We start from the raw sequence: 20,952 nt of genomic DNA on the forward strand, positions 1-20,952 counted from the left end.
GGCAGGTAGTCAATGGGAAAGATCACGGGCTTCATGGAGATCAATCGCGAGACCAACGCGCGGCGTCCGGTGGCCGAGCGCGTTAGGGACTATCGCGAGTACGACCTCAAGCTGCCCGATGCCAAGCTGCAGCAGCAGGGCGCGCGCTGCATGGATTGCGGCATTCCCTTCTGCCATCGCGGCTGCCCGCTCGGCAACATCATTCCCGACTGGAACGATCTGGTTTATCGCGGGCGCTGGCGCGAGGCGATCGACCGGCTGCACTGGACCAACAACTTTCCCGAGTTTACCGGCCGCGTCTGTCCGGCGCCGTGCGAAGAAGCCTGCGTACTGAATATCAACAATGATCCGGTCACGATCAAACAGATCGAAAAGCACATAGTCGATCACGCGTGGGCCGAGGGCTGGATCGCGCCGGCGCCGAACCCGCGCAAGACCGGCAAGAAGGTCGCCGTAATCGGCTCGGGACCGTCCGGGATGGCGTGTGCGCAGCAGCTCGTGCGGGCGGGCCACGCGGTGACGCTCTACGAGCGCTCCGATCGTATCGGCGGCCTGTTGCGTTATGGCATCCCGGATTTCAAGCTCGAAAAATGGCAGGTCGAACGGCGCGTCGAGCAGATGAAGGCGGAAGGCGTCGAGATCGTGACGAGCTGCCGCCTCGGGGTAGATCTCCATGCCGATGAGCTACGTGGCAAGTTCGACGCGATCGCGCTCACGATCGGTTCGACCAAGCCGCGCGATTTGCCGGTGCCGGGTCGCGCGCTCAAGGGCGTGCATTTCGCGATGGAATTTCTGCCGCAGCAGAACAAACGCAATGCCGGCGACGTAATCCCGCCGGAAATCTCACTCACCGCGAAGGGCAAGAAAGTCGTAATTCTTGGCGGCGGCGATACCGGCTCCGACTGTCTCGGCACCTCAAATCGGCAAGGCGCGGTGAGCGTCCATCAGTTCGAGTTGCTGCCGATGCCGCCGGCGAAGCGCACCGTCGCGATGCCGTGGCCGGACTGGCCGATGATTCTGCGGACCTCAACCTCGCATGAGGAAGGGGTCATACGCGACTGGAGCCTCAACACCAAGTTTTTATCGGGCGAAAACGGCCAGGTGAAAAAACTTCACGGCGTGCGGCTCAACTGGAGGAGCGATACTGGCCGCATGGTCATGGACGAAATCGCAGGCAGCGAGTTCGAGCTTGAATGTGACCTCGTGCTGCTCGCTCTCGGCTTTCTCGGGCCTGAACCCGATGGGATCGTCGCGGAGCTGGGGCTCAAGCTCGATCAGCGAGGTAACCTCGCCTGCGAGAACTATCATTCGAACATCCCCGGCGTCTTCGCGGCCGGCGATGCGCGCCGCGGTCAATCACTGGTGGTATGGGCCATCTGGGAAGGCCGTGAATGCGCGCGCGCCGTGGACGCCTACCTGATGGGTGAATCGTTTTTGCCGGCCAGTCCGGAACTGTGAGCCGCGCCGGCGATGGCCGCGTACCTCGATACCAACGTCTTCGATCATCTCTATAAGAAGGTTGGTTGCAGCGGCGCGGATATCGCGAACCTGCGCAAAAAAATTTATGGCCGCGAACTTTCGATCCCGCTGAGCATCCACACCCTCGAAGAGATTCTGCTGGATCGCCGGGCGCGTCCCGAACTGCTCGTCGCGAAAATAAAGCTCACGCTCTCGCTCGCCAATTTCCGACGGATGGTCAAGCCCTGCGATCAGCTACTATCTGACGATATTCGCGCCTACGCGGCGACCGGCGAGGCCGCACTGCCGTTTATCGACGCAAATTTACAGAACATCATCAGCGACGGCCTCACGGAGCTGATCGAGACCGACGGCGAAGAACTCGATGAGGATCTAATCGCAGCGTTGGAGGAGACGCGACGTCAGAAGGAGCACTTCCGCGACGGCATCCGCATGCATCGAGCCGAAAATCAGGAAGCCGCTGCGAGTATCGCTGGTCAGGTCACCTTCGACGAATACTTCGACCTGATGGCGCCGAGCGCGGCGAGAAGTTTTGCGGAGCGCGCCGGGGCTTTGGCGGAGTGCGAAAACCGGGGGCTGGAAGGCCTGCTGAACATTCGCAGCGTGCGGATGTCAGTCGGCGCGAGCCTCTCCTTCATCTACGCGTGGAGCTTCGAGGAACTATCGCCAAATATCGGCGATTCGAAAGACCTGCTGCATGCCGCCTCCGCGGCCGCGGTGGCTGAGACCTTCGTCACCGACGACGCGACGCTGCGTCGGATCGTCGCGCGTGTGCCGCTCGACGGTTTCGAGGCGCTCGACCTGCCGGCGTTCCTGCAGCGAGTGACTTAGCGACGCAGGCCCATGGCGTCGAGCTTGCGCTCAAGAAAATCGATACGATCACAGCCCCAGAAGCGCTCGCCTTCAACCACCAGGGTCGGGACGCCGAAAACCTGATCGCGATCGGCCTCGGCGAAGGCGGCCTTAAGCCGCGGCTTCGCTTCCGCCTCCTCATCGGCAATATAGCGCTGAAACTGCGCGGGATCAGCACCGACTTCGGCAAGTATCGCAGCTAATGGCGCCGGGTCCTCGACCTCCAACTCGCGGCGCCAGAAGCGCTCGAAGACCCGATCCGCATAGGGCCGGAACAGCCCTTGGTCGTCCGCGCACATCCCGCCATAGAAGGCGAGGCGCGCGCTGTAGATTTTTCGCGGCGGCTGAATAATCAATTCGCGCTCAGCGGCCAGCCGGCGCGCATCGAGATAAAGATAGCGGAGCTTGTTGCGGTTGCGTTCGTCGCGTTGCTCGACCTCGCCGCCATAAATCCCGCGGATATTCACACCGAACGGGATGAAGCGCAAGACGACCCGATGACTGCGTTCGAGTACATAAGCAGGCGCCATCGCCAGGTAGGTGAATGGGCTGGTGTAGGCGAAATAAAATTTGATGACCGCGGTGTCGGGCATTATGAGTCCGAATATTTCTTCGCCAACGCCTCGGCCTCGGGAACACCGAGTAGATCAGTCAGCTCTTCGAATAGGCGGCCGGTAAGCGTCACCTTCATCGCGCCGGTATCCTTGAGCTCACGCAGGCCGTCGCGGAAATTCACGTAGGAAGCGATCAAGCTGCTGATATGCAGCGTGAGCTTAAAACCGTAGCGCGCGAGTTCGGGCACGGGCAGAAGAGCGCCGTTGTAGAGCAGCGGCAAATCACCAAGCCTGGTCGCGTAATTTTTTAGATCTTCCAGCGTGCGGATGCCATCGACAAAAATCAGATCGGCGCCGGCCGCCCGATAGGCGTGAGTGCGCTGCACGACGTCATCCCAGCCATTGACGGCCAGAGCATCGGTGCGCGCGATGATCACGAAGTCGCGATCACGGCGGGCGTCGCAGGCTGCGCGCACTTTCGGAACCATCTGGTCGAGCGGGATCACCTGCTTGCCGGCGAGGAAGCCGCACTTTTTCGGGAACACCTGATCTTCGATATGCAGGGCGGCGGCGCCGGCCTCTTCGTACTCCCGCACGGTGCGCGCGACGTTGAGCGGGTTGCCGTATCCGGTGTCGGCGTCGCAAATCACCGGGATTTTGACCGCGTGAGCGATTGCGCGGACGTTCTGCACCATTTCGCTCATCGTCAGCAGGCCGAGATCGGGAAAACCACGCGCGGCCGCGGTGCCGAAACCGGTCATGTAAACCGCGTCAAAGCCGGTCTGCTCGGCGAGGCGCGCCTGGAGGCAATCGTAAACGAACGGCGCGACGACCATCGCGGGCCCGCCGAGCAGTTCACGCAAGCGTTTTGCCGTCGTGCTCAATGCGTACTGCGGCCGTACTTCTCGGCCTGGGTCTCATAATCGTACTGACGCAGCTTGGCGAGTTTCTGGTCGGTCGGTTGGAGGTCCTTGGTCTTTTCCTGCGCGAGCGCTTCCTGCCGCCGGTTCGGCAGCTCGCCATCGATTTTCTCGAGCGCCTCCTCGGCGAGCTTGCGCACCATCGCGGACTTGTCGGTCTTGACGATCTCGATCAGTTTGTCATTGGCGTGCGGGTCGCCGATCTCGCCCAGGGCGAAGATGGCGGTGCCGCGGCTCGCGGTATCATCGGTCTGGTCGAGATACTCGACGATCGGCAAAGCGCCGCGGGCGTCGCCGACGCGTCCCAGGGCAGCGACCAGATGCAGTTTCTCGACCGCCGGAGTCTCGCGCAGGAACAGATCCTGATCCATCACCGGCACCGCGTCGTTCGAGCCGCGCGCGCCCAGCACATCGATCGCCTTGATCCGCACCCGGACGTCAGAATCATTCAGGCCACGAAACAGCAGTTCGTTCGCCTCGGCGCTGTCGCTCACGTAGCGCAGGCCCTCGAGGCCCTCGACGCGCACGCGCGGGTCGGCGTCGGTAATCTTGCGTTTGGCGGTTTTGATCAGCTCCGGATCATTCTTGGCCTTGCGATCGGGTCCGGCCTTTTCCAGGGATTCCAGGTTCGCAACGGAGCCGTGCGGCCCACCGAAGCCGTTCTCACCATAGCCGTTACCATTTGGTCCGAGTTGGGCGCGCGCCGCAAACGGGAGGAACAAGCACCCGGTGAGTAAAGCGGTCGCCGTCAAACGAGGCCGGTACAGCATTCCAAGGCCCTCCGTGATTGGGCAGAATCTTTTGGCACGATGCATTTGAAGTCAAGCCGGGCGCTTATCGCCTGCAGCGCAATCCTGATGGCCGTTGCCGCCAGCGCCATAGAGCAACCACGATCCAGCGCCGCGAGTATAGCAGATGGTTCGGCACGAAAGCCGATAGCGGGTTCGCGACGCAAGCCGCATCCGATACGAACCCCGGCGCCGATCGCAATCCCGCCCAATCTCGCGATACCGCGCTATGGGCGCGGCATGGAACCGTTTCAGAGCGGCGAGACTTTGGTCTATCAGGCGTCGTGGGAGGGGTTCGCGGTAGCCGACGCGCGCGTGACCCTGGCGCGCAATCGTTCCCATCCGAGCTGGTGGACGGGGCAGATGTGGATCACGACCAGCCCGGCCGCGGATCTGCTTTACCGGATGCGCGATTATTTTCACGAGGACTTTGATTATACGACGTGGCGTCCGCAGCATCTCTATATTGTGCAACACGAGAAATCGCGGCTCGACATCTGGCGCGCAACCTTTAACGACCCGGCGCATATGGTGACGGCGATAAAAACCAACCGCGCGGGCCGCACCTGGATTCGGCGCTTCAGCGGTGGTGAACCTTGGGGCCCATTCTCTGGCGCGATGATGGCTTTGTCGCAGCCCTTGACGCCCGGCCAGACCTACACAGTTGACGTCTTCAGCGGCGGCAATCGTTACGTCTTAGCGTTCGCCGTGCGGCAGCGCGAGCCGCTGACGACCGCGCTCGGAACTTTCTCCGCGTTGCGCATCGAACCCTCCGCAGTCTGGCTGAGCGAGAACAGCTTTCGTGATCAGGCGAGGAGCATGACGGTCTGGGTCACCGATGATAAGCGTCATCTGCCCTTGCGCATCGAATCTGCAGTTTTTTTCGGCGTCGTGCGAGCGGACCTGACGCAGATTGTCCGGCCGCCGTCGTCGACTGGCGCGAAGCCAATATCGGTTCAGGGCGCGGTCGCGCGCTAATTCGCACCTTGCCTAACGGCGGACGCGGTTGACGAGTTTTCCCGGCGGCGTGCTATTTTCCGAACTCACCATCCTTAAGCGCGCGGAGGTCGACAATGGGCAAAAAGCTGGAGTTTTTCTACGACTGTTCGAGTCCGTGGACTTATCTGGCCTTCACGAAGATCGAGGAGGTCGCGGCACGCGGTCGCGCAGAATTGATCTGGCGGCCGATTCTGGTCGGCGGGGTCTTCAACGCCGTCAATCCGTCCGTATATGAATCGCGCGAGCATCCGGTGAAGCCGAAAGCCCGCTACTACGCGAAAGACCTGCAGGACTGGGCGCATCTCTACGGCATCAAGATCGGGCAGCCGTCGGTTTTCCCGGTAAATTCGGTCAAGGCGATGCGCGGAGCGTTCGTCGCGCTGGAGCATGGCAAACTGTCGCCCTACTCGCGGCGGGTCTTTGAGAGCTACTGGGGCGAGGATCGCGATATCAGCAAGGACGAGGTGCTGCGCGACATCGTGCGCGCCACCGGCCTCGACGAGCAGGAATATTTCAGCAAGATCGCCGCGCCGGAGTACAAAGAGAAACTGAAAGCCAACACCGACGAATTGATCGCGCGCGGCGGGTTCGGCTCGCCTTCGATCTTCGTCGAAGGCGAGATGTTCTTCGGCAACGATCGCCTGGTGTTGATCGAGCACGCGCTGCAGCACTCGCACTGATCCGCGAGGGGACCTCGGCATAGCGCCGGATTGGAGTCGGACGAGGAACAGCGCTACGCGTCGGGAGGCATGAAACCTATGAAACCGAGTACCCACCCGGTCATCGTCGCGGTAACGGCCATGCTGGTTATCGCTCTGATCCCGATCGGGGCGAGCGCCCGCCCGCTCGGCCACGAAGCGCAGATCGTGATCGATACAATCCTGGCCGTGCCGAAGATCACGCCGGCAGCCGGATTCAGCGCGAAGATGCTCGAGGCGCCGGGCGAACTTTACGACCCGCTCTTCATGCTGACGCACGGCGACGGCGTCTGGATGAATGACGACGGCCGCGCGACCGACGGCCACGGCAGCCGACTGCTCGCGGTTTCGTCCGCGGGCAAAATCTCGGTGCTGATGGGCGCGGACAAGCTGTTGCCGGTGACCGGCTTCGACCTTGCGCCTGCGGATTTCGGCACTTTCGGCGGTCAGATTTTCTCGCTCGCCCAACCGGTATCAGCGGAAAAAGGCGCGCTGCAAAATCATGTCATCCAGCGAATCAACCTCGCCGCGCAAACTGCGTCAGTCTTTTGCACTTTGCCGGCGGCGGGGAACGTCGCAAAGGGGATAGCCGGCTACGGCGTCGATGCGCGCTTCGGTCCCGCCGGCAGCGGCTTCGCCGGCAAGTTCTACTCGATCGCGGCGCTCAACGACATGATCTACCAGACCACCGCCGACGGCGTCTGCAAACCCTTCGCTGACCTGTCACAACAGGGCTCGCCGGCCGGTCTGACCTTTACGCCCGACGGCGCCGCGATGCTCGTGACGGTGTCGCCGGGCGAGATCGTCTCGTCTACGGTCGAACACAATGGCATGATCGTGAAAATCGCACCCGACGGCAAAGTCGATCCGACGCCGGTCGTTACCGGGCTAGGCCGCCCTATGGGTATCGCGGTCGCGCCTGCCGGTTTTGGGGAGTATGCGGGGCAGATCTTCGTGACGGATATGGGCGACATCCAGGTGCCCGTGCCGCAAACGCAGGCGCTCAAGCGTGACGGCAAAATCTATCGGGTTAAAGACGGCGTCCTAGCGCTGGTGGCGAGCGGCTTCGTCAATCCTTCGGGCCTGCATTTCGTCGGCCATCGTCTGTGGGCCAACGATATCAATGGCGACTTTATCGCCGGGATGCGTGAACTGCCAGACGGCTTTGTGGTGCTGTTGGAGCCGAAATGACGCCGCGCGCCACCCCAACGACGTTGCACCTCACTCTGACGGCGCAGTTTCATCGACGCAGCAAGTTTTGATCTCGTCGTGCGCTGCATCCGTGTCGATCGGATTGAGATGCGGGTGGCCGGTGAGAAGACCCCAGCCGAACTCCTCGCGGATGTAATAGACATGGGCCGCCGCGTCGACCTCGGTCGCATCGCTACTCTCGCCGCCGGCGACGCTGCAAATCACTTTGCCGGCGGGAACCAAGAAAGCGTGATAGCCGCCGGGACCGATCCGCGCGGTTTCGTCGCCACAAGTGACCGCCGGGCGCAGCAGCGAGCTCCCATAGTGGTAGGGCCGATAGACGTAGATTATAGCGTTGCCGGAGGGCGCCGCGGCTCGCTCAAAAGGCCTGCCCTGCACTGCGCATCCTCCGAGGACTAACACGCCAAACAGAACTCGCGCGGCCCGTGTCACCTGACGCCTGCCCCGATTGCCGCTTGCGTCGGAGCGTCGATCAATTCGGCGACGCGACCGGCGTCGCGATAGAGCCGCTGGTCAATCTTGTCGCGCACTGCGGCGCGCGCGGCCTCCTCGACCTCGCGATGAGTTGGCTCGGAATAGATCGAATATGATTTCGCGACGTGGGCCTTGGCGGTGTAATTACCCAGCACCGTGTCACCCTTGGTGATCGTCAGCGAGGCAAAGGCGGTTACACCGTAATCCCCCAGCGGCGCGCCCACGTATGTAACCGGATCCAGTGCTGAGAGCAGGAGCGGCACATGGTACTCGTCGTGCGTCAACTGCTCCCGATAGGAGAAGCTGACGATGGCGTCGGGAGAAAGCGCCGCGGCCACGGCCGGCGGCAATTCATCGGCATCTCCCGCAGTCAGTTTACCTTTGAAGGGCAACCGCGGCGCGGCCTCGGGTGCCTGGCGCTCGTTCGCTGATGGCGAGGCGTTGGTCGGCGCAATCAGCGCTGACCGTGCCACAGGCGCTGAGACCGCACAGCCGCCGAAGACTCCGGCGACCGCAACCAGTATCGCCGTCAACCCGATTAGTCGCCTCATTGGTTAGGGACCGGGAGAAGGAAGCTCGCGTCGAGTTCGGCGAGGTTCGGGCAGCCGATTTGGCCAAGAATCAAATCGACCTCGTTGCGCAGGATACTGATCGCTTTGCGGACGCCTGGAATACCTGCCGCGGCAGCGCCGTAAAGCGTCGCGCGACCGACGAAGACGAAGCGCGCGCCGTGGCATAGCGCCATCACGATGTCGGCGCCGCGCCGCACACCGCCGTCCATGATCAGCGTGAGCTTGTCGCCGACGGCGTCGCGGATGGCGGGCAGAACCTCCAGCGCCGCCGGCGCCTGATCGAGCTGGCGGCCGCCATGATTCGACACGATAATGCCGTCAACGCCGATTGCGGCCGCACGGATCGCATCATCCGCGCGCAGTATTCCCTTGACGACCAGATGGCGCGGCCACAATCGGCGAAACTCTTCGAGGTCCTCCCACGTCACGGCGGCCGCCGGGCCCTGCGCCGCGGCGAAGGCATTGATCGCCTGTGTGCTCGAGTTTGGCGGCGCGTAGGGGACCCAGTTTTCGAAACGCGGCATCCCGTGACGGAGATAGCCGGCGAGCCATCCGGGATGGGCCAATGCGTCGAGCATCGTGGCCGCCGTCAACCTGGGCGGCAGGCCAAAGCCGTTGCGCAGGTTGCGCTCGCGTTTCGAGGAGACCGGCACGTCCACCGTGAGCACGAGCGTGCCGAAGCCGGCGTCGCGGGCCCGCCGGATAAGGTCGAGCGTGATCTCGCGATCTCGCGCGACATAAAGTTGATACCAGCTATGAGCCGGCGCGATTCTGGCTGCGTCCTCAATCGAAGCCGTGCTCATACCCGACATCATGAAGGGAATATTTGCCGCCGCAGCGCCTTCCGCCAGCATCAAATCGGCGCCGGGGCGAAATAGTGCGGCCAGGCCGGTGGCCGAAACCCCAAAGGGGCTCGCGTACTTACGATCAAAAAGATCGCAGGATTGATCACGCTTTGAGACATCGACCAGATAACGCGGCAGAAGACGGACGCGCGTGAAGGCGGCCTCGTTGCGCGCGATGCCCAGTTCGTCTTCGACGCCACCTTCGATAAAGTCAAAGGCGATGCGCGGCAGGCGGCGCTTCGCCAGCTTGCGCAGGTCGTCGATATTGATCGCGTGGCTCAGATTCATTGATATCAAGAAATCTTGACGCAGCTCGCGGACTCGCCTGCTCGCTCCGCGCGGAATTCGCGCTCCGCTAGTGTTTGAACTTTTCGGGCCATATTGTAAAGGACTCACATGATCAATCCGCCGCCGCTGTCGCGCTTTAGAGTGATCGATCTGACGCGGGCGCGGGCCGGTCCAACCGCCGTCAGGCAATTGGCGGACTGGGGCGCCGACGTACTCAAGGTCGAGGAGCCGGGCGACGCCTCTACGGAAGTCGGATCGCGCAATGGCTTCGATTTCCAGAACCTCCATCGCAACAAGCGCAGTCTGACGCTCAATCTGAAGGACGCGGAAGGCCGCGAGATTCTGCGCCGGCTGGTCGCACGCGCCGACGTGCTGGTGGAAAATTACCGTCCCGATGTCAAGCATCGGCTCGGCATCGACTACGCGACCTTGCGCGCGATCAATCCGCGCCTGATCTATGCCAGCGTTTCGGGCTTCGGCCAGGAGGGGCCCTATCGCGAGCGGCCCGGACTCGATCAAATCGCGCAGGGCATGGGCGGCTTGATGTCGATCACCGGAATGCCGGGGCAGGGACCGATGCGCGTCGGGATCGCGATCGCAGACCTGACTGCGGGTATCTTCTGCGCCATGGGCATCCTGGTAGCGCTGCTCGAGCGCGAGGAATCGGGCGAAGGACAATGGGTGCAATCGTCGCTGCTCGCGGCGCAAATCGCGATGCTGGATTTTCAGGCGGCGCGCTGGCTGCTCGCAGGCGAGGTACCGGAACAGGCCGGCAACAATCATCCGACCTCAATTCCGACCGGAGTTTTTGCGACAGCCGACGGCCATATCAACATTGCGGCGGCGGGCCCAGGACTCTTCGCGCGGCTGTGCAAGGCGATCAACGCCGAACACCTGGCGACCGATCCCGCCTACGCCAGCGGACGCGCGCGGCTCAAGAATCGCGATCAGCTCAACGCCGTCATCGAGGAGATCACGCGCACCAAATCTTCGGCGGAATGGATCGACATCCTCAATCGCGCGAGCGTGCCGTGCGGACCGATCTACAAAATCAATGAGGTCTTCGACGATCCGCAGGTCAAGTATGTCCGCATCGCGCGCGCGATCGAGCATCCGCAGTTGGGACGGCAGGAGCTGGTTGGGCAGGCGGTGGAACTCAGCCGGACGCCGTGGGCGCTGCGCAGCGCAACGCCGGCGAAGGGCGAGCACACCAACGCGGTGTTGGCCGAACTCGGCTACGACGCCGCGGCGATTGCGGCGCTCAGAACCCGCGGCGTAATTTGAGCGATGCCGCGGCGCATCACCCTGGTTACGGGCGGCGCGCGCAGCGGCAAGAGCGCCCATGCACTCAGCCTCGCGCAGCAATGTCCGGGGCTCCGCCGCTTCTTTATCGCCACCGCGCAGGGACTGGACGACGAGATGCGCGAGCGGATCGCGCGTCATCGCGCGGATCGCTCAGCCGATTTCGAAACGATCGAAGAGCCGGTGAGGATCGTTGCAGCGCTCGCAGCGCTCGAAGGCCGCGCGGATACTGTCGTGATCGATTGTCTGACGCTATGGCTGTCGAATCTGCTGGGCCAAGGATTAGCCGACGCCGCGATCGGGCGTGAAGTTGAAGAGTTAGTCGCGACCCTCGCAACTGCGAGCTACAGCGTAATCGTGGTGACGGACGAAGTCGGCTCGGGTATCGTCCCAGTCAATCCGCTGGCGCGCCGCTTTCGCGATCGCCTCGGATGGATCAATCAGGCCGTCGCAGGCGCGGCCGATAGCGCGATACTGATGGCCGCGGGTTATCCGCTCTCGCTCAAATGAAACTTTCTATTGGGTCGGCAGGGGGGGGTGCGACCAGCGGCGTATGACACTTGGGAATAGAATACGTGCGCTGAGCGTCTCCAGCTTGGGTAGCCGATTAGCAGTTCGTCATCAATTGCGCGGGGTGCGCGGCTTTGCGATAAGAAAAGGTTCACGCGCGTAAGCAAGGCAGGTGGCGCGGGCCGTAGTGCAGCGATAGTTGGTGCGACAATAAGCTGGAGGTCTGATGCAGGGCATGGTCGAGTTTCTCAAGGGCTGGCAGCTTCATCCAGTGGTCGACCACTTCACGGTCGCGCTGGTGCTGGTCGGAATCGCGGTGGATTTGGTTGCGAGCCTGATGCCGGCGCGCCTGTGGTTGCGCTACATGGCGGCCACGCTGATGGTGCTCGGGGCGGCGGCGGCATACTGTTCCTTCGCAACCGGCGGCTGGGAGGCCCAGCGGGTTTGGGAGCATGTCAGCGGCCCGGCCAAGGATCTGCTCAAGGATCACGCCCGCCTCGGCACTTACCTTCCTTACGTTTTCGGCGTACTTGCGCTGTGGCGCCTCGGGATTCAGTTCACCGGCTTTCTGGCGCGCACGCGATTTATCTACTTGTTGGTCGCGATTGTCGCGGGCGGCGCGATCCTTTATCAGGGCGATATGGGCGGCGATTTGGTCTATGAGTACGGCGTCGGCACCGCGCCGATGATGGCGCCCACGCCCGCGCCGACTGAGACGCCCGCGGCGCTGGGGCCTGCGACGCCGATTCCGACGGTCTTCGTGCCTTCGCCGACGCCAACCGAGATAGCGACGCCGATGCCGACGGCGACCACCCCTCCGCTGATAGGGGCGGCGCCTGCGCCTTCTACTCCGGCAGCGGAGCCGAGTGCGCCCTCGGCGAAATCCACGACGCTGTGACGGGTACGCCTTGGCGCGACGGCAAATCGGACGAGTTCAGGCGCTGTGGCGCTATCCGGTCAAATCGATGCGTGGGGAAGAAATGGCGGCGGCGGAACTCACTGAGCATGGCGTCCGCGGCGATCGGCTATGGGCGCTGCGCGAGCTCGATCACGGCGGGATCATGAGCGCGCGCATCTGGGCCGCGATGCTTCAATTGTGCGCGACTTATGATGAAACGGCGCCGCCGGAGGCCGCGACGCGGATCGAACTTCCTGACGGCCGCACGCTCGCGACCAGCGACGCCGAGGCATCAACCGTGCTTTCTGAGTTAATCGATCGCAAGCTTCAGCTCGTGCAAGTGCGGCGCGAACGGCTTACTGCCATCGAGATCGAGGCGGTGATCCGCGGCGACGCCGAGCCGCCGAAGCGCGACTTTTATGACGAAGACGTGATGCATCTGATCGCGAGCGGCACGCTCGCCCATCTGCGCCGGCTGAAACCTGACGCTGATTTCGATCCGCGCCGCTTTCGCGCCAATATCTATGTGGACACCGGCGACGAGGACGAAGGCTTCATCGAAGACGGCTGGCTCGACGGGGTGCTGGAGATCGGCGCGACCGCGCGTATCGGCGGGATTCGCCCGGCGATTCGCTGCGTGATGACGACCCATCCGCAGTCGGACTTGCCGCGCGACATGTCGATTCTGCGCACCGCCGCGCAACATCATGGAGCTTACGTCGGAGTCTTCGCGTCGGTGGCCGCGCCCGGCCGGATTCGCGTCGGCGACGCGGTCATGCTGGTGGACTGAGCCGCCTTCGCAGGAGGACGAGCGGATGAGCAGTTATCAGATCGGAAAGGTTCAGGACGTGTTCCGTTACCCGGTTAAATCGATGCTGGGTGAACGTCTCGCGGAGATTAAGGCCGGCAGCAACGGGATCGTCGGCGATCGCGCGTGGGGGCTGCGCGAAGGCAACGGACGGATCGCGACCGCGAAGAAGTGGCCCGGCCTGCTCGACTTTAAGGCGGCTTACGATTCGCCGCCGCGATCTGAGCGGCTCGCACCAGTGCGGATTACGACCCCTGAAGGCCGCATCCTCCACGCCGAAGACGCCGACGCCTCGGCGATTATCTCGGCGGCGATCGGACGTCCGATCCACCTCGAACGCGCCCGCCCCGACGAGCATTCGCGCGGTGAGATCGATCCGGCGACCATCTTCGGCGACGTTGGCGTCGAGCGCGTGATGCCGCAGTTTACCGCGCAAACCCTGCCCGACACCTTCGGGCTGCATCGCGGCGGCTTCCAGGATTCGGCCGCGGTCCATCTGCTCGCCAGCAGTACGCTCGTGCACCTGCGCTCGCTCATCGGCAGCGATGCGCAGGTTGATGCGCGCCGCTTCCGCCCGAATATCGTCGTCGATACGGGCACGGTGGGCGACGCCTTTGTCGAAGACGATTGGCTCAGCGGCGAGTTGCGCATCGGCGCGGATGTGCGGATCGTCGCGATGCAGCCTGCGTTGCGCTGCGTGATGACGACCCATCGGCAGTCCGAGCTACCGCGCGACCCGCGCATGTTGCGCGCCACCGCGCAGCATCATCAGGCCCGCCTCGGCGTCTTTGCCGCGATCGCAACGCCGGGGCTCGTTCGTGTCGGCGATCCGGTCTGGCTCGAAGGCTAGCCGAACGCCGATTCGATTGACGCGATCTTGTTGATTGAGGGCGCGACACCGCTTGCGCCCGACCGCGCGCGCGTCGGACGATCAGGCTGAGTGAGCTCGCTTTGTCCTCCAGAGAAATAGTCGTTTCACCGCGCGCGTATCGCCGGTTGGGCGCGGCCCGCGCATGGCTCGAACGCTTAGCGCCGGGCACTGAAGCGTTGATCGTCGCGCCGAGTCAGGAGGCCGCCGACGAGCTCGGGCGCGCGCTCGCGCTGGAACGCGGCGCGGGCTTCGGGCTGCATCGGTTAACCTTGAATCGGCTGAGTGGGCTGCTCGCCGCCGAGCATGCCTCAGCGCATGGACTCGCTTACGTGAGCGGGCTCGGCGCGCAGGCCGTGGCCGCGCGCGCTCTGTTTGCGCTGAGGGGCGACCCCCGTCTCGCGCCGTTGGGAGCGGTGGTCCATCTGCCCGGATTGCCGAAGGCGATCGCGGCGACCTACGCCGAGTTGAGCCACGCGTCGATTGAGCCATCGGCTGTCGCGGAGCTGGGCGAGACCGGCGGCGCGCTGGCCGCGCTCTTCGAGCAATTCGAGTTGCAACTGCGCACCGGCCATCTGATTGATCGCGCGGGCATCCTGAAGGCCGCGCTCGCCGCGTTGGCCGCCGACAACCTCCCGCGCTTCGCCGGGATCCCGACGCTATTGCTCGACCTCCCGCTGGAAAGTCCGCTTGATCGCGACTTCGTCGCTGCGCTGGCGGCGCGCGCGCCGTCGCTCCTCGCGACGGTAGCGGCGGGCGACGGCCGCAGTCTTGGTTACCTGGCTGCGGCGCTTGAAGTCACGCCGCGTCATCACGCTGAGGCAAACAGCGGCGCCACGTCCCTGGCGCGAGTGCAGGAATATCTCTTTGCCGGCAGCACACCGAAGCCGCTACCGCTCGACGAGACCGTGACCCTGGGTTCGGCCGCGGGCGAGATGCAGGAGTGCGTCGAAATCACGCGGCGGATTCACGCCGAGGCGCGACGCGGCGTGCCGTTCGATCGGATCGCGATACTGCTGCACGCGCCGACCCGCTATGCCCCCTACCTCGAAGAAGCGCTAACGCGCGCAGGAATTCCGGCGTGGTTCGCGCGTGGGGCAAAGCGTGCGGAGCCCGGCGGACGCGCATTGCTGGCGCTGTTGAATTGCGCAGCGGAGCGGCTCTCGGCGCGACGCTTTGCGGAATATCTCTCGCTCGCCCAGGTACCTGATGCGGCCGCCGACCCCGACGCGGCGTCGGCCCTTTTCGCGCCCGCTGACCCCGAATTTCTGCAAGCTACGCTGGCTGACGCCGAAATACCGGCCGTGATCGAGGCGCCCGATCCGAGTCCGCAAGCGAGTGGCGCAGAACGCGCGCCCTGGCGCTGGGAGCGCATCCTGGTGGAAGCCTCGGTGATCGGCGGACGCGAGCGCTGGGATTCCCGCCTGCGCGGGCTCGAGGCGGAATGGCGGTTGCGACGCGGCGAGCTTGAAGACGACGAGCCCCGCGCGCGGCAACTCGATCGCGAAATTCGCGACCTCGCTCATCTGCGCGCGACCGCGATCCCGATCATCGGAGCGCTGGCGGCGATGCCGCTCGCGGCGACCTGGGGTGAATGGCTGAGCCATCTGCGCGCACTGAGCGAGCTCGCGCTCCGTGACCGCGGCGCCGTGCTGGCGGCGTTGGCCGAGCTCGAACCGATGGGTCCAATCGGCGGGATTACGCTCGACGAAGTGCGCATCGTGCTGAGTGAGCGGCTGGGGCGGCTCGAAGCCGCGCCGCCGCGCCGCCGTTATGGGGCGGTTTTTGTCGCGCCGACCGCGACCGCGCGCGGACTCGAATTCGCGGTGACGATCGTGCCCGGGCTGGCCGAACGCGTGCTTCCGCAAAAGCTGACAGAAGATCCGCTCCTGCCCGATCGCGATCGGTGCCGCTTACGCGCGGGCTTGACGCTCCAGGCCGATCGCGCTGCGGCACAGCGCCTCGCGCTGCGCCTTGCCGTCGGCGCCGCGCGCGAGCGGGTCGCCCTCTCGTACCCGCGGGTTGATCTGGACCAGGGGCGTCCGCGCGTGCCCTCGTTCTACGCGCTTGAAGTCCTGCGCGCCGCCGAGGGCCGCCTGCCCGGCTTCGACGAGCTGGCGCGGCGGGCGGCCGGTGAAGCCCGCGCGCGGCTGGGATGGCCGGCGCCGGAAAATCCGGCCGACGCGATCGACGCCGCCGAATTCGATCTGGCGATCCTCGATCGGCTGCTAGACGCGGCGCCTGCCGCCACCGTCGGCGCGGCGCATTACCTGCTCGACAGCAATCCGCATCTGGGGCGCGCGCTGCGGGCGCGGGCCCGCCGCTGGCTCCGGCGCTGGACGCCCAACGACGGCCTGGTCGATCCGAACGCGGACGAGCGGGCCGCGCTGGCGCGCCATCAGTTGGTTGCGCGCTCCTATTCGGCGACCGCGTTGCAGCATTTTGCCGCCTGTCCTTACCGCTTTTTTTTGCAGGCGATTATCCGGCTCGCGCCCCGCGAAGAGATTGAAGCGCTGGAGGCAATTGATCCGTTGACCCGTGGCGCGCTTTATCACGAGGTCCAGTTCGAGACGCTGACGGTCCTGCGGGCCGCGGGCCTGTTGCCGATCCGAAGGAGCAATCTGGAGGCCGGCTACCAGGCCGTCGAGGACCAGCTCGCGGCAGTTGCCGTCCGTTATCACGAGGAGCTCGCGCCCGCGATCGAGCGCGTATGGCTTGACGGTATCGAATCGATCCGCGCCGACCTGCGCGAATGGATGCGGCGGATGGCGGACGATCCCGACGCTTTTTGCCCCGAACGCTTTGAGCTCTCGTTCGGCCTGAGCGATCGCTATCAGGCCGATCCCGCGAGTGTAGCCGCAGCGGTCGCCCTCGACGCCGGCATCAATCTGCGCGGCTCGATCGACCTGGTCGAGCGCGGACCCGCCGGCGCGCTGCGGGTGACCGATCATAAAACCGGCCGCGTGCGCGCGGAAAAAAATCTGCTCATCGGCGGCGGCAAAACCTTGCAGCCGGTGCTCTATGCGCTCGCCGCCGAGCGGCTACTGGGCGAGCCGGTCGCGAGCGGACGGCTCTACTACTGCACCGCCGCGGGCAATTACGAGGAACGGATCGTACCGCTGGACGGCGCCGCCCGCGAGGCGATCGACGGGCTCGCGCAGACCGTTGGCGCGGCGCTCGACAGCGGCTTCATGCCTGCCGCTCCGGGCGAGGGCGAGTGCCAGTACTGCGATTACCGGCTGGTCTGCGGACCCTACGAGGAGGTCCGCGTGCGAATCAAAAGCGCGGGCGCTGGAGTCCGCGCGCGGCTCGCCGATTTAACACGCCTGCGCGAGATGCGATGAGCGCGGCGCCGCCGATTTTGCTGACCGAAACGGTACCGGCCGATCAGGCGGCGCGGGATCGTATCCAGCATGATCTAACGGCCACGCTGATCATTGAGGCCGCGGCCGGCACCGGCAAGACCACCGCGCTGGTCAGCCGGATCGTCGCGGTTTTGGCGCGCGGCCTGACCTCGCTCGATCGGATCGTCGCCGTGACCTTCACGGAGAAGGCTGCGGGCGAGCTCAAGCTGCGGCTGCGCGCCGCGATCGAGTGCGCGCGGCACGACGCAGCGAATTTTGATGAGGCGGCGCGTAAGCATCTGCGCGACTCGTTGGAAAAGCTCGAAGAGGCGCACATCGGGACGATTCATTCGTTCTGCGCCGATTTGCTGCGCGAGCGCCCGATCGCGGCGGGGGTCGATCCGATGTTCGAGATCGCGCCGGAGGAGGTGCAGCGCGCGTTGTTCGAGGCGGCCTTCGGGCGCTGGTTTGAAGAGGCCCTCGCTGCACCCGGTCCCGCCTTGCGGCGCATCCTGCGTCGCCGCGCATTGGCCGATCGCGAGGGTCCGCGGCCGATTCTCGCCGCGGCGGCGCGCGAGTTGCTGGAGTGGCGCGATTTCGCCACCCCCTGGCAGGACGAGGAGTTCGAGCGTGACGCCGCGATCGGCGAGCTGGTCGAAATGATCGAGGCGGCGGGCGCGATCGCGGCCGAGGCCGATGCCGACGATTGGCTGCGCCGTTCTTTCGAGTTGCTCGCGCGCCCGCTCGCAGAGGCAACGCGGCTCGAAGCGGTGCGCGCGCGCGACTACGACGCGCTCGAAGATACCCTCCTGCGGCTGTTGCAAGGCAATCAGCGCCATTGGGGATGGAAGGGGCGCGGGGAGAGCTTCGGCACCATCACGCGGGCGGAGGCTTTCGTCCGGCGCGCCGCGATCAAGGCGCGGCTCGAGGATTTCCGCGAGCGGGCCGGCGCCAACCTCGCGCCCCAGTTGCGCGACGAGTTGTGGCCGGTGATCGCCTACTACGACGAATTGAAGGATCGCGCCGGACGGCTGGATTTTCTCGACCTGCTGCGGCTCGCGCGCGATTTGATCCGCAGCAACGCCGTGGTTCGCGCTGAGCTGCAGGAGCGCTTCAGCCATATTTTCGTCGATGAATTTCAGGATACCGATCCGCTGCAGGCGGAAATCTTGCTGCTGCTTGCCGCCGACGATCCGGCTGCGACGGACTGGCTGGCGGTCACGCCCCGGCCGGGCAAGCTGTTTATCGTCGGCGATCCCAAACAATCGATCTATCGTTTTCGCCGCGCCGATGTCGCGCTCTATCAGAGCGTCAAGCAGCGGCTGCTGGCGCGCGGCGCCGCGCTCGAACATCTGCGCGTGAGCTTCCGCGCGACCGCCGAAATCCAGCAGATGATCAACGCGGCCTTCGCGCCGCTGATGCCGGTCGAGTCGCCGAGTCAGCCGGCCTACGCCGCGCTCGAAGCCTTCCGGCTCGACGCGCCTGCGCAGCCCGCGATTGTCGCCTTGCCCGTGCCCGCGCCCTATAGCGACTACGGCCGGATCACGGATTGGAGCATCGAGAAGTCGCTGCCGGATGCGATCGCGGCTTTTATCGAATGGCTGATTCGCGAGAGCGGCTGGACGGTGACCGAGCGCGACGCGCCTGAGCGGCGGACGGCGATTCGGCCGCGCCACATCTGCATGCTCTTTCGGCGGCTGAATCAGTGGCGCGGCGGTCGTCCGCGCGATGTCACGCGCGACTATGTGCGCGCGCTCGAAGGGCGCCATCTGGAGCATGTGCTGGTGCGCGGCGGCTCGTTCAATCAACGCGAGGAGGTCGAGGCGCTACGCAACGCACTGGCGGCGATCGAACGTCCCGACGACGAGTTGAGTGTCTATGCAACGATGCGTGGTCCGCTGTTCGCGCTGACCGACGCGGCGCTGCTACGCTTTCGCGAGACCTGCGGCAGTCTGCATCCGTTTCGCTCGATGCCGCCGGCGCTGGCCGCCGAGCTGGCCGAAGTGGCGGCGGCACTGGGCGTGCTGCGCGAGCTCCATCGCGGACGCAACCGGCGGCCGATCGCCGAGACGATCGCGCAGCTACTCGCGAAGACGCGCGCGCACGCCGGCTTCGCGATCTGGCCGACCGGCGAGCAGGCGCTGGCGAACCTGATGCGGCTGATGGAGACAGCGCGGCGCTACGAAGCGGCCAGCGGCGCGACCTCGCTGCGCGGCTTCGTCGATCTGCTCGAAGAGCGCGCGGCTGGCGAGCAGGCCGGCGACGCGCCGGTGGTCGAGGAAGGGACTGAGGGCGTGCGCGTCATGACTGTGCATAGCGCCAAGGGCCTCGAGTTTCCGGTGGTCATCCTGGCGGACCTGACCTGCAATGAAACCGCACGCGCCGCGCGCCGCTACGTCGATCCCGCACGCCATCTGTGCGTGCAGACGCTGGCCGGATGCGCGCCGCGCGAGCTCATCGAACATGCCGCGGAAGAGTTGCGCCGCGACGAAGAAGAGGCCGTGCGCGTGCTCTACGTCGCCGCCACGCGCGCGCGCGACCTGCTCGTCGTGCCCGTCATCGGCGACGCGCGTCACGACGGCTGGCTCGGCAAGCTCGCGCCCGCGCTCTATCCCGATCGGCAAGTCGCGCTGACTCCGCTGACGCGTGCGCCTGAGGGCTGTCCCGAATTTCCTTCGGCCTTCGTCGGCACCCGTCCGCCGGACGCCCATCTCAACGGCGCCGGAGTGGCGCCGGGACTCCATCGGCCGGAAACCGGCGACCATCGAGTAGTCTGGTGGGACCCGGCCCTGCTCAAGCTCGATGCGCGCGCGAGCATGGGGCTGCGCCAGACCAGATTGCTCGAGGCCGACGAAGCGCCGGGGGGCCGCTCCGTCGCAGGCAAGCAGGAAGCCGAGGCTTGGCGCGATTCGCGCGACGCTTTGCTCAAGGCCGGCGCGATCCCGTCACTTCGCGTGTCGATCGCGACAGAAGCCGCCGCAGCCGGGGGCCTGCTCCTCGAGGAAGCCGCGACGATCGAGCTTATCGAAGTGGCGCGCAAGGATGCGCGACTGCATGGCGCGCGCTTCGGCACGTTGGTCCACGCGATACTCTCGCGCGTCGCGCTCGACGCCGCTCCCGACGCGATCGCAGCGGCGGCGCTCTTCTTTGGCCGCATCCTTGGCGCACCGGAAGACGAGGTCGCGGCGGCAAGCGCGGCAGGGGCGAGCGCGCTCGCGTCACCGCTGTTACGACGGGCGGCAGCCGCGATCGAGCTTCGACGCGAGACTCCGCTCACGCTCATACTCGACGACGGCAGCCTGGTCGAGGGAACCGCCGATCTCGCTTTCCTCGAAGTGGACGCCGCGGGCATCCGACACTGGACGGTGGTTGATTACAAGACCGACGCGGCAATCGCGGGTCGGCTCGAGGAGTATCGTGCGCAGCTCGCGCTTTATCTGCGCGCGATCGCGCGCGCGACCGCGACACCCGCCCGCGGAATCCTCCTGTGGCTGTGACCGCGATCGAGCCGAAGTGCGCGGCGCGGCGGCGTTTGCGCCAT

The 20,952-nt window shown here is 65.2% G+C and carries 18 protein-coding genes; 12 read left to right on the forward strand and 6 right to left on the reverse strand.

The window, feature by feature from the left end:
• Positions 1-12 precede the first annotated feature (12 nt).
• On the forward strand, positions 13-1,458 hold the full coding sequence (locus VKS22_01320; GenBank protein HLW69240.1) for a glutamate synthase subunit beta: 1,446 nt from the start codon (positions 13-15) through the stop codon (positions 1,456-1,458).
• A gap of 12 nt (positions 1,459-1,470) precedes the next feature.
• Complete coding sequence (locus VKS22_01325; GenBank protein ID HLW69241.1) at positions 1,471-2,310, forward strand: hypothetical protein; 840 nt, start codon at positions 1,471-1,473, stop codon at positions 2,308-2,310.
• On the opposite strand, the gene VKS22_01330 is transcribed toward VKS22_01325, so the two are convergent.
• From VKS22_01330 to VKS22_01340, 3 genes are read right to left on the reverse strand one after another with little or no spacing between them, the layout of a single operon-like run.
• The gene (locus VKS22_01330; GenBank protein HLW69242.1) at positions 2,307-2,924 is read right to left on the reverse strand and encodes a DsbA family protein; all 618 of its coding nucleotides are present in this window, start codon (positions 2,922-2,924) and stop codon (positions 2,307-2,309) included. The two genes, VKS22_01325 and VKS22_01330, sit on opposite strands and share 4 nt — an antisense overlap.
• Complete coding sequence (locus VKS22_01335; protein HLW69243.1) at positions 2,924-3,769, reverse strand: isocitrate lyase/PEP mutase family protein; 846 nt, start codon at positions 3,767-3,769, stop codon at positions 2,924-2,926. The genes VKS22_01330 and VKS22_01335 overlap by 1 nt, the downstream gene beginning before the upstream one ends.
• A complete protein-coding gene (locus tag VKS22_01340; GenBank protein HLW69244.1) occupies positions 3,766-4,575 on the reverse strand; it encodes a HEAT repeat domain-containing protein in 810 nt (269 codons plus the stop codon). The genes VKS22_01335 and VKS22_01340 overlap by 4 nt, the downstream gene beginning before the upstream one ends.
• An 87-nt stretch (positions 4,576-4,662) precedes the next feature.
• Here VKS22_01340 and VKS22_01345 point away from each other — a divergent pair, with 87 nt between their 5' ends.
• The 3 genes from VKS22_01345 (at position 4,663) to VKS22_01355 (ending at position 7,481) form a co-directional block, all read left to right on the forward strand.
• Complete coding sequence (locus tag VKS22_01345) at positions 4,663-5,571, forward strand: DUF3108 domain-containing protein (GenBank protein ID HLW69245.1); 909 nt, start codon at positions 4,663-4,665, stop codon at positions 5,569-5,571.
• A gap of 95 nt (positions 5,572-5,666) precedes the next feature.
• Positions 5,667-6,272, forward strand: a complete 606-nt coding sequence (locus VKS22_01350; GenBank protein HLW69246.1) for a 2-hydroxychromene-2-carboxylate isomerase — start codon at positions 5,667-5,669, stop codon at positions 6,270-6,272.
• A 78-nt stretch (positions 6,273-6,350) separates the two neighbouring features.
• Positions 6,351-7,481 carry a hypothetical protein gene (locus VKS22_01355; protein HLW69247.1) on the forward strand — a complete coding sequence of 377 codons (1,131 nt, stop codon included), beginning with the start codon at positions 6,351-6,353 and terminating at the stop codon, positions 7,479-7,481.
• Between the two features lie 30 nt (positions 7,482-7,511).
• On the opposite strand, the gene VKS22_01360 is transcribed toward VKS22_01355, so the two are convergent.
• The 3 genes from VKS22_01360 to VKS22_01370 are packed head-to-tail and all read right to left on the reverse strand — an operon-like array spanning position 7,512 to position 9,681.
• Entirely contained in the window at positions 7,512-7,880 is a 369-nt protein-coding gene (locus tag VKS22_01360; protein HLW69248.1) for a hypothetical protein, read from the reverse strand.
• 50 nt (positions 7,881-7,930) lie between these two features.
• Entirely contained in the window at positions 7,931-8,509 is a 579-nt protein-coding gene (locus tag VKS22_01365) for a hypothetical protein (protein ID HLW69249.1), read from the reverse strand.
• Between the two features lie 14 nt (positions 8,510-8,523).
• On the reverse strand, positions 8,524-9,681 hold the full coding sequence (locus VKS22_01370; GenBank protein ID HLW69250.1) for an alpha-hydroxy acid oxidase: 1,158 nt from the start codon (positions 9,679-9,681) through the stop codon (positions 8,524-8,526).
• A gap of 108 nt (positions 9,682-9,789) precedes the next feature.
• On the opposite strand from VKS22_01370, the gene VKS22_01375 reads away from it, so the two are divergent.
• The 7 genes from VKS22_01375 to VKS22_01405 all read left to right on the forward strand — a co-directional run bounded on the left by VKS22_01375 (position 9,790) and on the right by VKS22_01405 (position 20,908).
• Entirely contained in the window at positions 9,790-10,965 is a 1,176-nt protein-coding gene (locus VKS22_01375; GenBank protein ID HLW69251.1) for a CoA transferase, read from the forward strand.
• Between the two features lie 3 nt (positions 10,966-10,968).
• On the forward strand, positions 10,969-11,493 hold the full coding sequence (gene cobU / locus VKS22_01380) for a bifunctional adenosylcobinamide kinase/adenosylcobinamide-phosphate guanylyltransferase (protein HLW69252.1): 525 nt from the start codon (positions 10,969-10,971) through the stop codon (positions 11,491-11,493).
• Between the two features lie 226 nt (positions 11,494-11,719).
• On the forward strand, positions 11,720-12,391 hold the full coding sequence (locus VKS22_01385; GenBank protein HLW69253.1) for a DUF2231 domain-containing protein: 672 nt from the start codon (positions 11,720-11,722) through the stop codon (positions 12,389-12,391).
• Positions 12,360-13,181, forward strand: a complete 822-nt coding sequence (locus tag VKS22_01390; protein HLW69254.1) for an MOSC N-terminal beta barrel domain-containing protein — start codon at positions 12,360-12,362, stop codon at positions 13,179-13,181. Before VKS22_01385 ends, VKS22_01390 begins: the two co-directional genes overlap by 32 nt.
• A 25-nt stretch (positions 13,182-13,206) precedes the next feature.
• The gene (locus tag VKS22_01395; protein HLW69255.1) at positions 13,207-14,049 is read left to right on the forward strand and encodes an MOSC domain-containing protein; all 843 of its coding nucleotides are present in this window, start codon (positions 13,207-13,209) and stop codon (positions 14,047-14,049) included.
• A gap of 101 nt (positions 14,050-14,150) precedes the next feature.
• Positions 14,151-17,411: a PD-(D/E)XK nuclease family protein gene (locus VKS22_01400; GenBank protein ID HLW69256.1), complete on the forward strand. Its 3,261-nt coding sequence runs from the start codon at positions 14,151-14,153 to the stop codon at positions 17,409-17,411.
• Entirely contained in the window at positions 17,408-20,908 is a 3,501-nt protein-coding gene (locus VKS22_01405; protein ID HLW69257.1) for a UvrD-helicase domain-containing protein, read from the forward strand. The genes VKS22_01400 and VKS22_01405 overlap by 4 nt, the downstream gene beginning before the upstream one ends.
• Positions 20,909-20,952: the final 44 nt, after the last annotated feature.

It is taken from the genome of Candidatus Binataceae bacterium (assembly GCA_035308025.1).
GTDB lineage: Bacteria > Desulfobacterota > Binatia > Binatales > Binataceae > JAJPHI01.

Excerpts from the sequence above, each read along its gene's own strand:
- VKS22_01320 (HLW69240.1), top strand. The coding sequence starts at position 13 with ATGGGAAAGATCACGGGCTTCATGGAGATCAATCGCGAGACCAACGCG.
- VKS22_01325 (HLW69241.1), top strand. The coding sequence starts at position 1,471 with ATGGCCGCGTACCTCGATACCAACGTCTTCGATCATCTCTATAAGAAG.
- VKS22_01330 (HLW69242.1), bottom strand. The coding sequence starts at position 2,924 with ATGCCCGACACCGCGGTCATCAAATTTTATTTCGCCTACACCAGCCCA.
- VKS22_01340 (HLW69244.1), bottom strand. The coding sequence starts at position 4,575 with ATGCTGTACCGGCCTCGTTTGACGGCGACCGCTTTACTCACCGGGTGC.
- VKS22_01345 (HLW69245.1), top strand. The coding sequence starts at position 4,663 with ATGGCCGTTGCCGCCAGCGCCATAGAGCAACCACGATCCAGCGCCGCG.
- VKS22_01350 (HLW69246.1), top strand. The coding sequence starts at position 5,667 with ATGGGCAAAAAGCTGGAGTTTTTCTACGACTGTTCGAGTCCGTGGACT.
- VKS22_01355 (HLW69247.1), top strand. The coding sequence starts at position 6,351 with ATGAAACCGAGTACCCACCCGGTCATCGTCGCGGTAACGGCCATGCTG.
- VKS22_01370 (HLW69250.1), bottom strand. The coding sequence starts at position 9,681 with ATGAATCTGAGCCACGCGATCAATATCGACGACCTGCGCAAGCTGGCG.
- VKS22_01375 (HLW69251.1), top strand. The coding sequence starts at position 9,790 with ATGATCAATCCGCCGCCGCTGTCGCGCTTTAGAGTGATCGATCTGACG.
- cobU (HLW69252.1), top strand. The coding sequence starts at position 10,969 with ATGCCGCGGCGCATCACCCTGGTTACGGGCGGCGCGCGCAGCGGCAAG.
- VKS22_01385 (HLW69253.1), top strand. The coding sequence starts at position 11,720 with ATGCAGGGCATGGTCGAGTTTCTCAAGGGCTGGCAGCTTCATCCAGTG.
- VKS22_01395 (HLW69255.1), top strand. The coding sequence starts at position 13,207 with ATGAGCAGTTATCAGATCGGAAAGGTTCAGGACGTGTTCCGTTACCCG.
- VKS22_01405 (HLW69257.1), top strand. The coding sequence starts at position 17,408 with ATGAGCGCGGCGCCGCCGATTTTGCTGACCGAAACGGTACCGGCCGAT.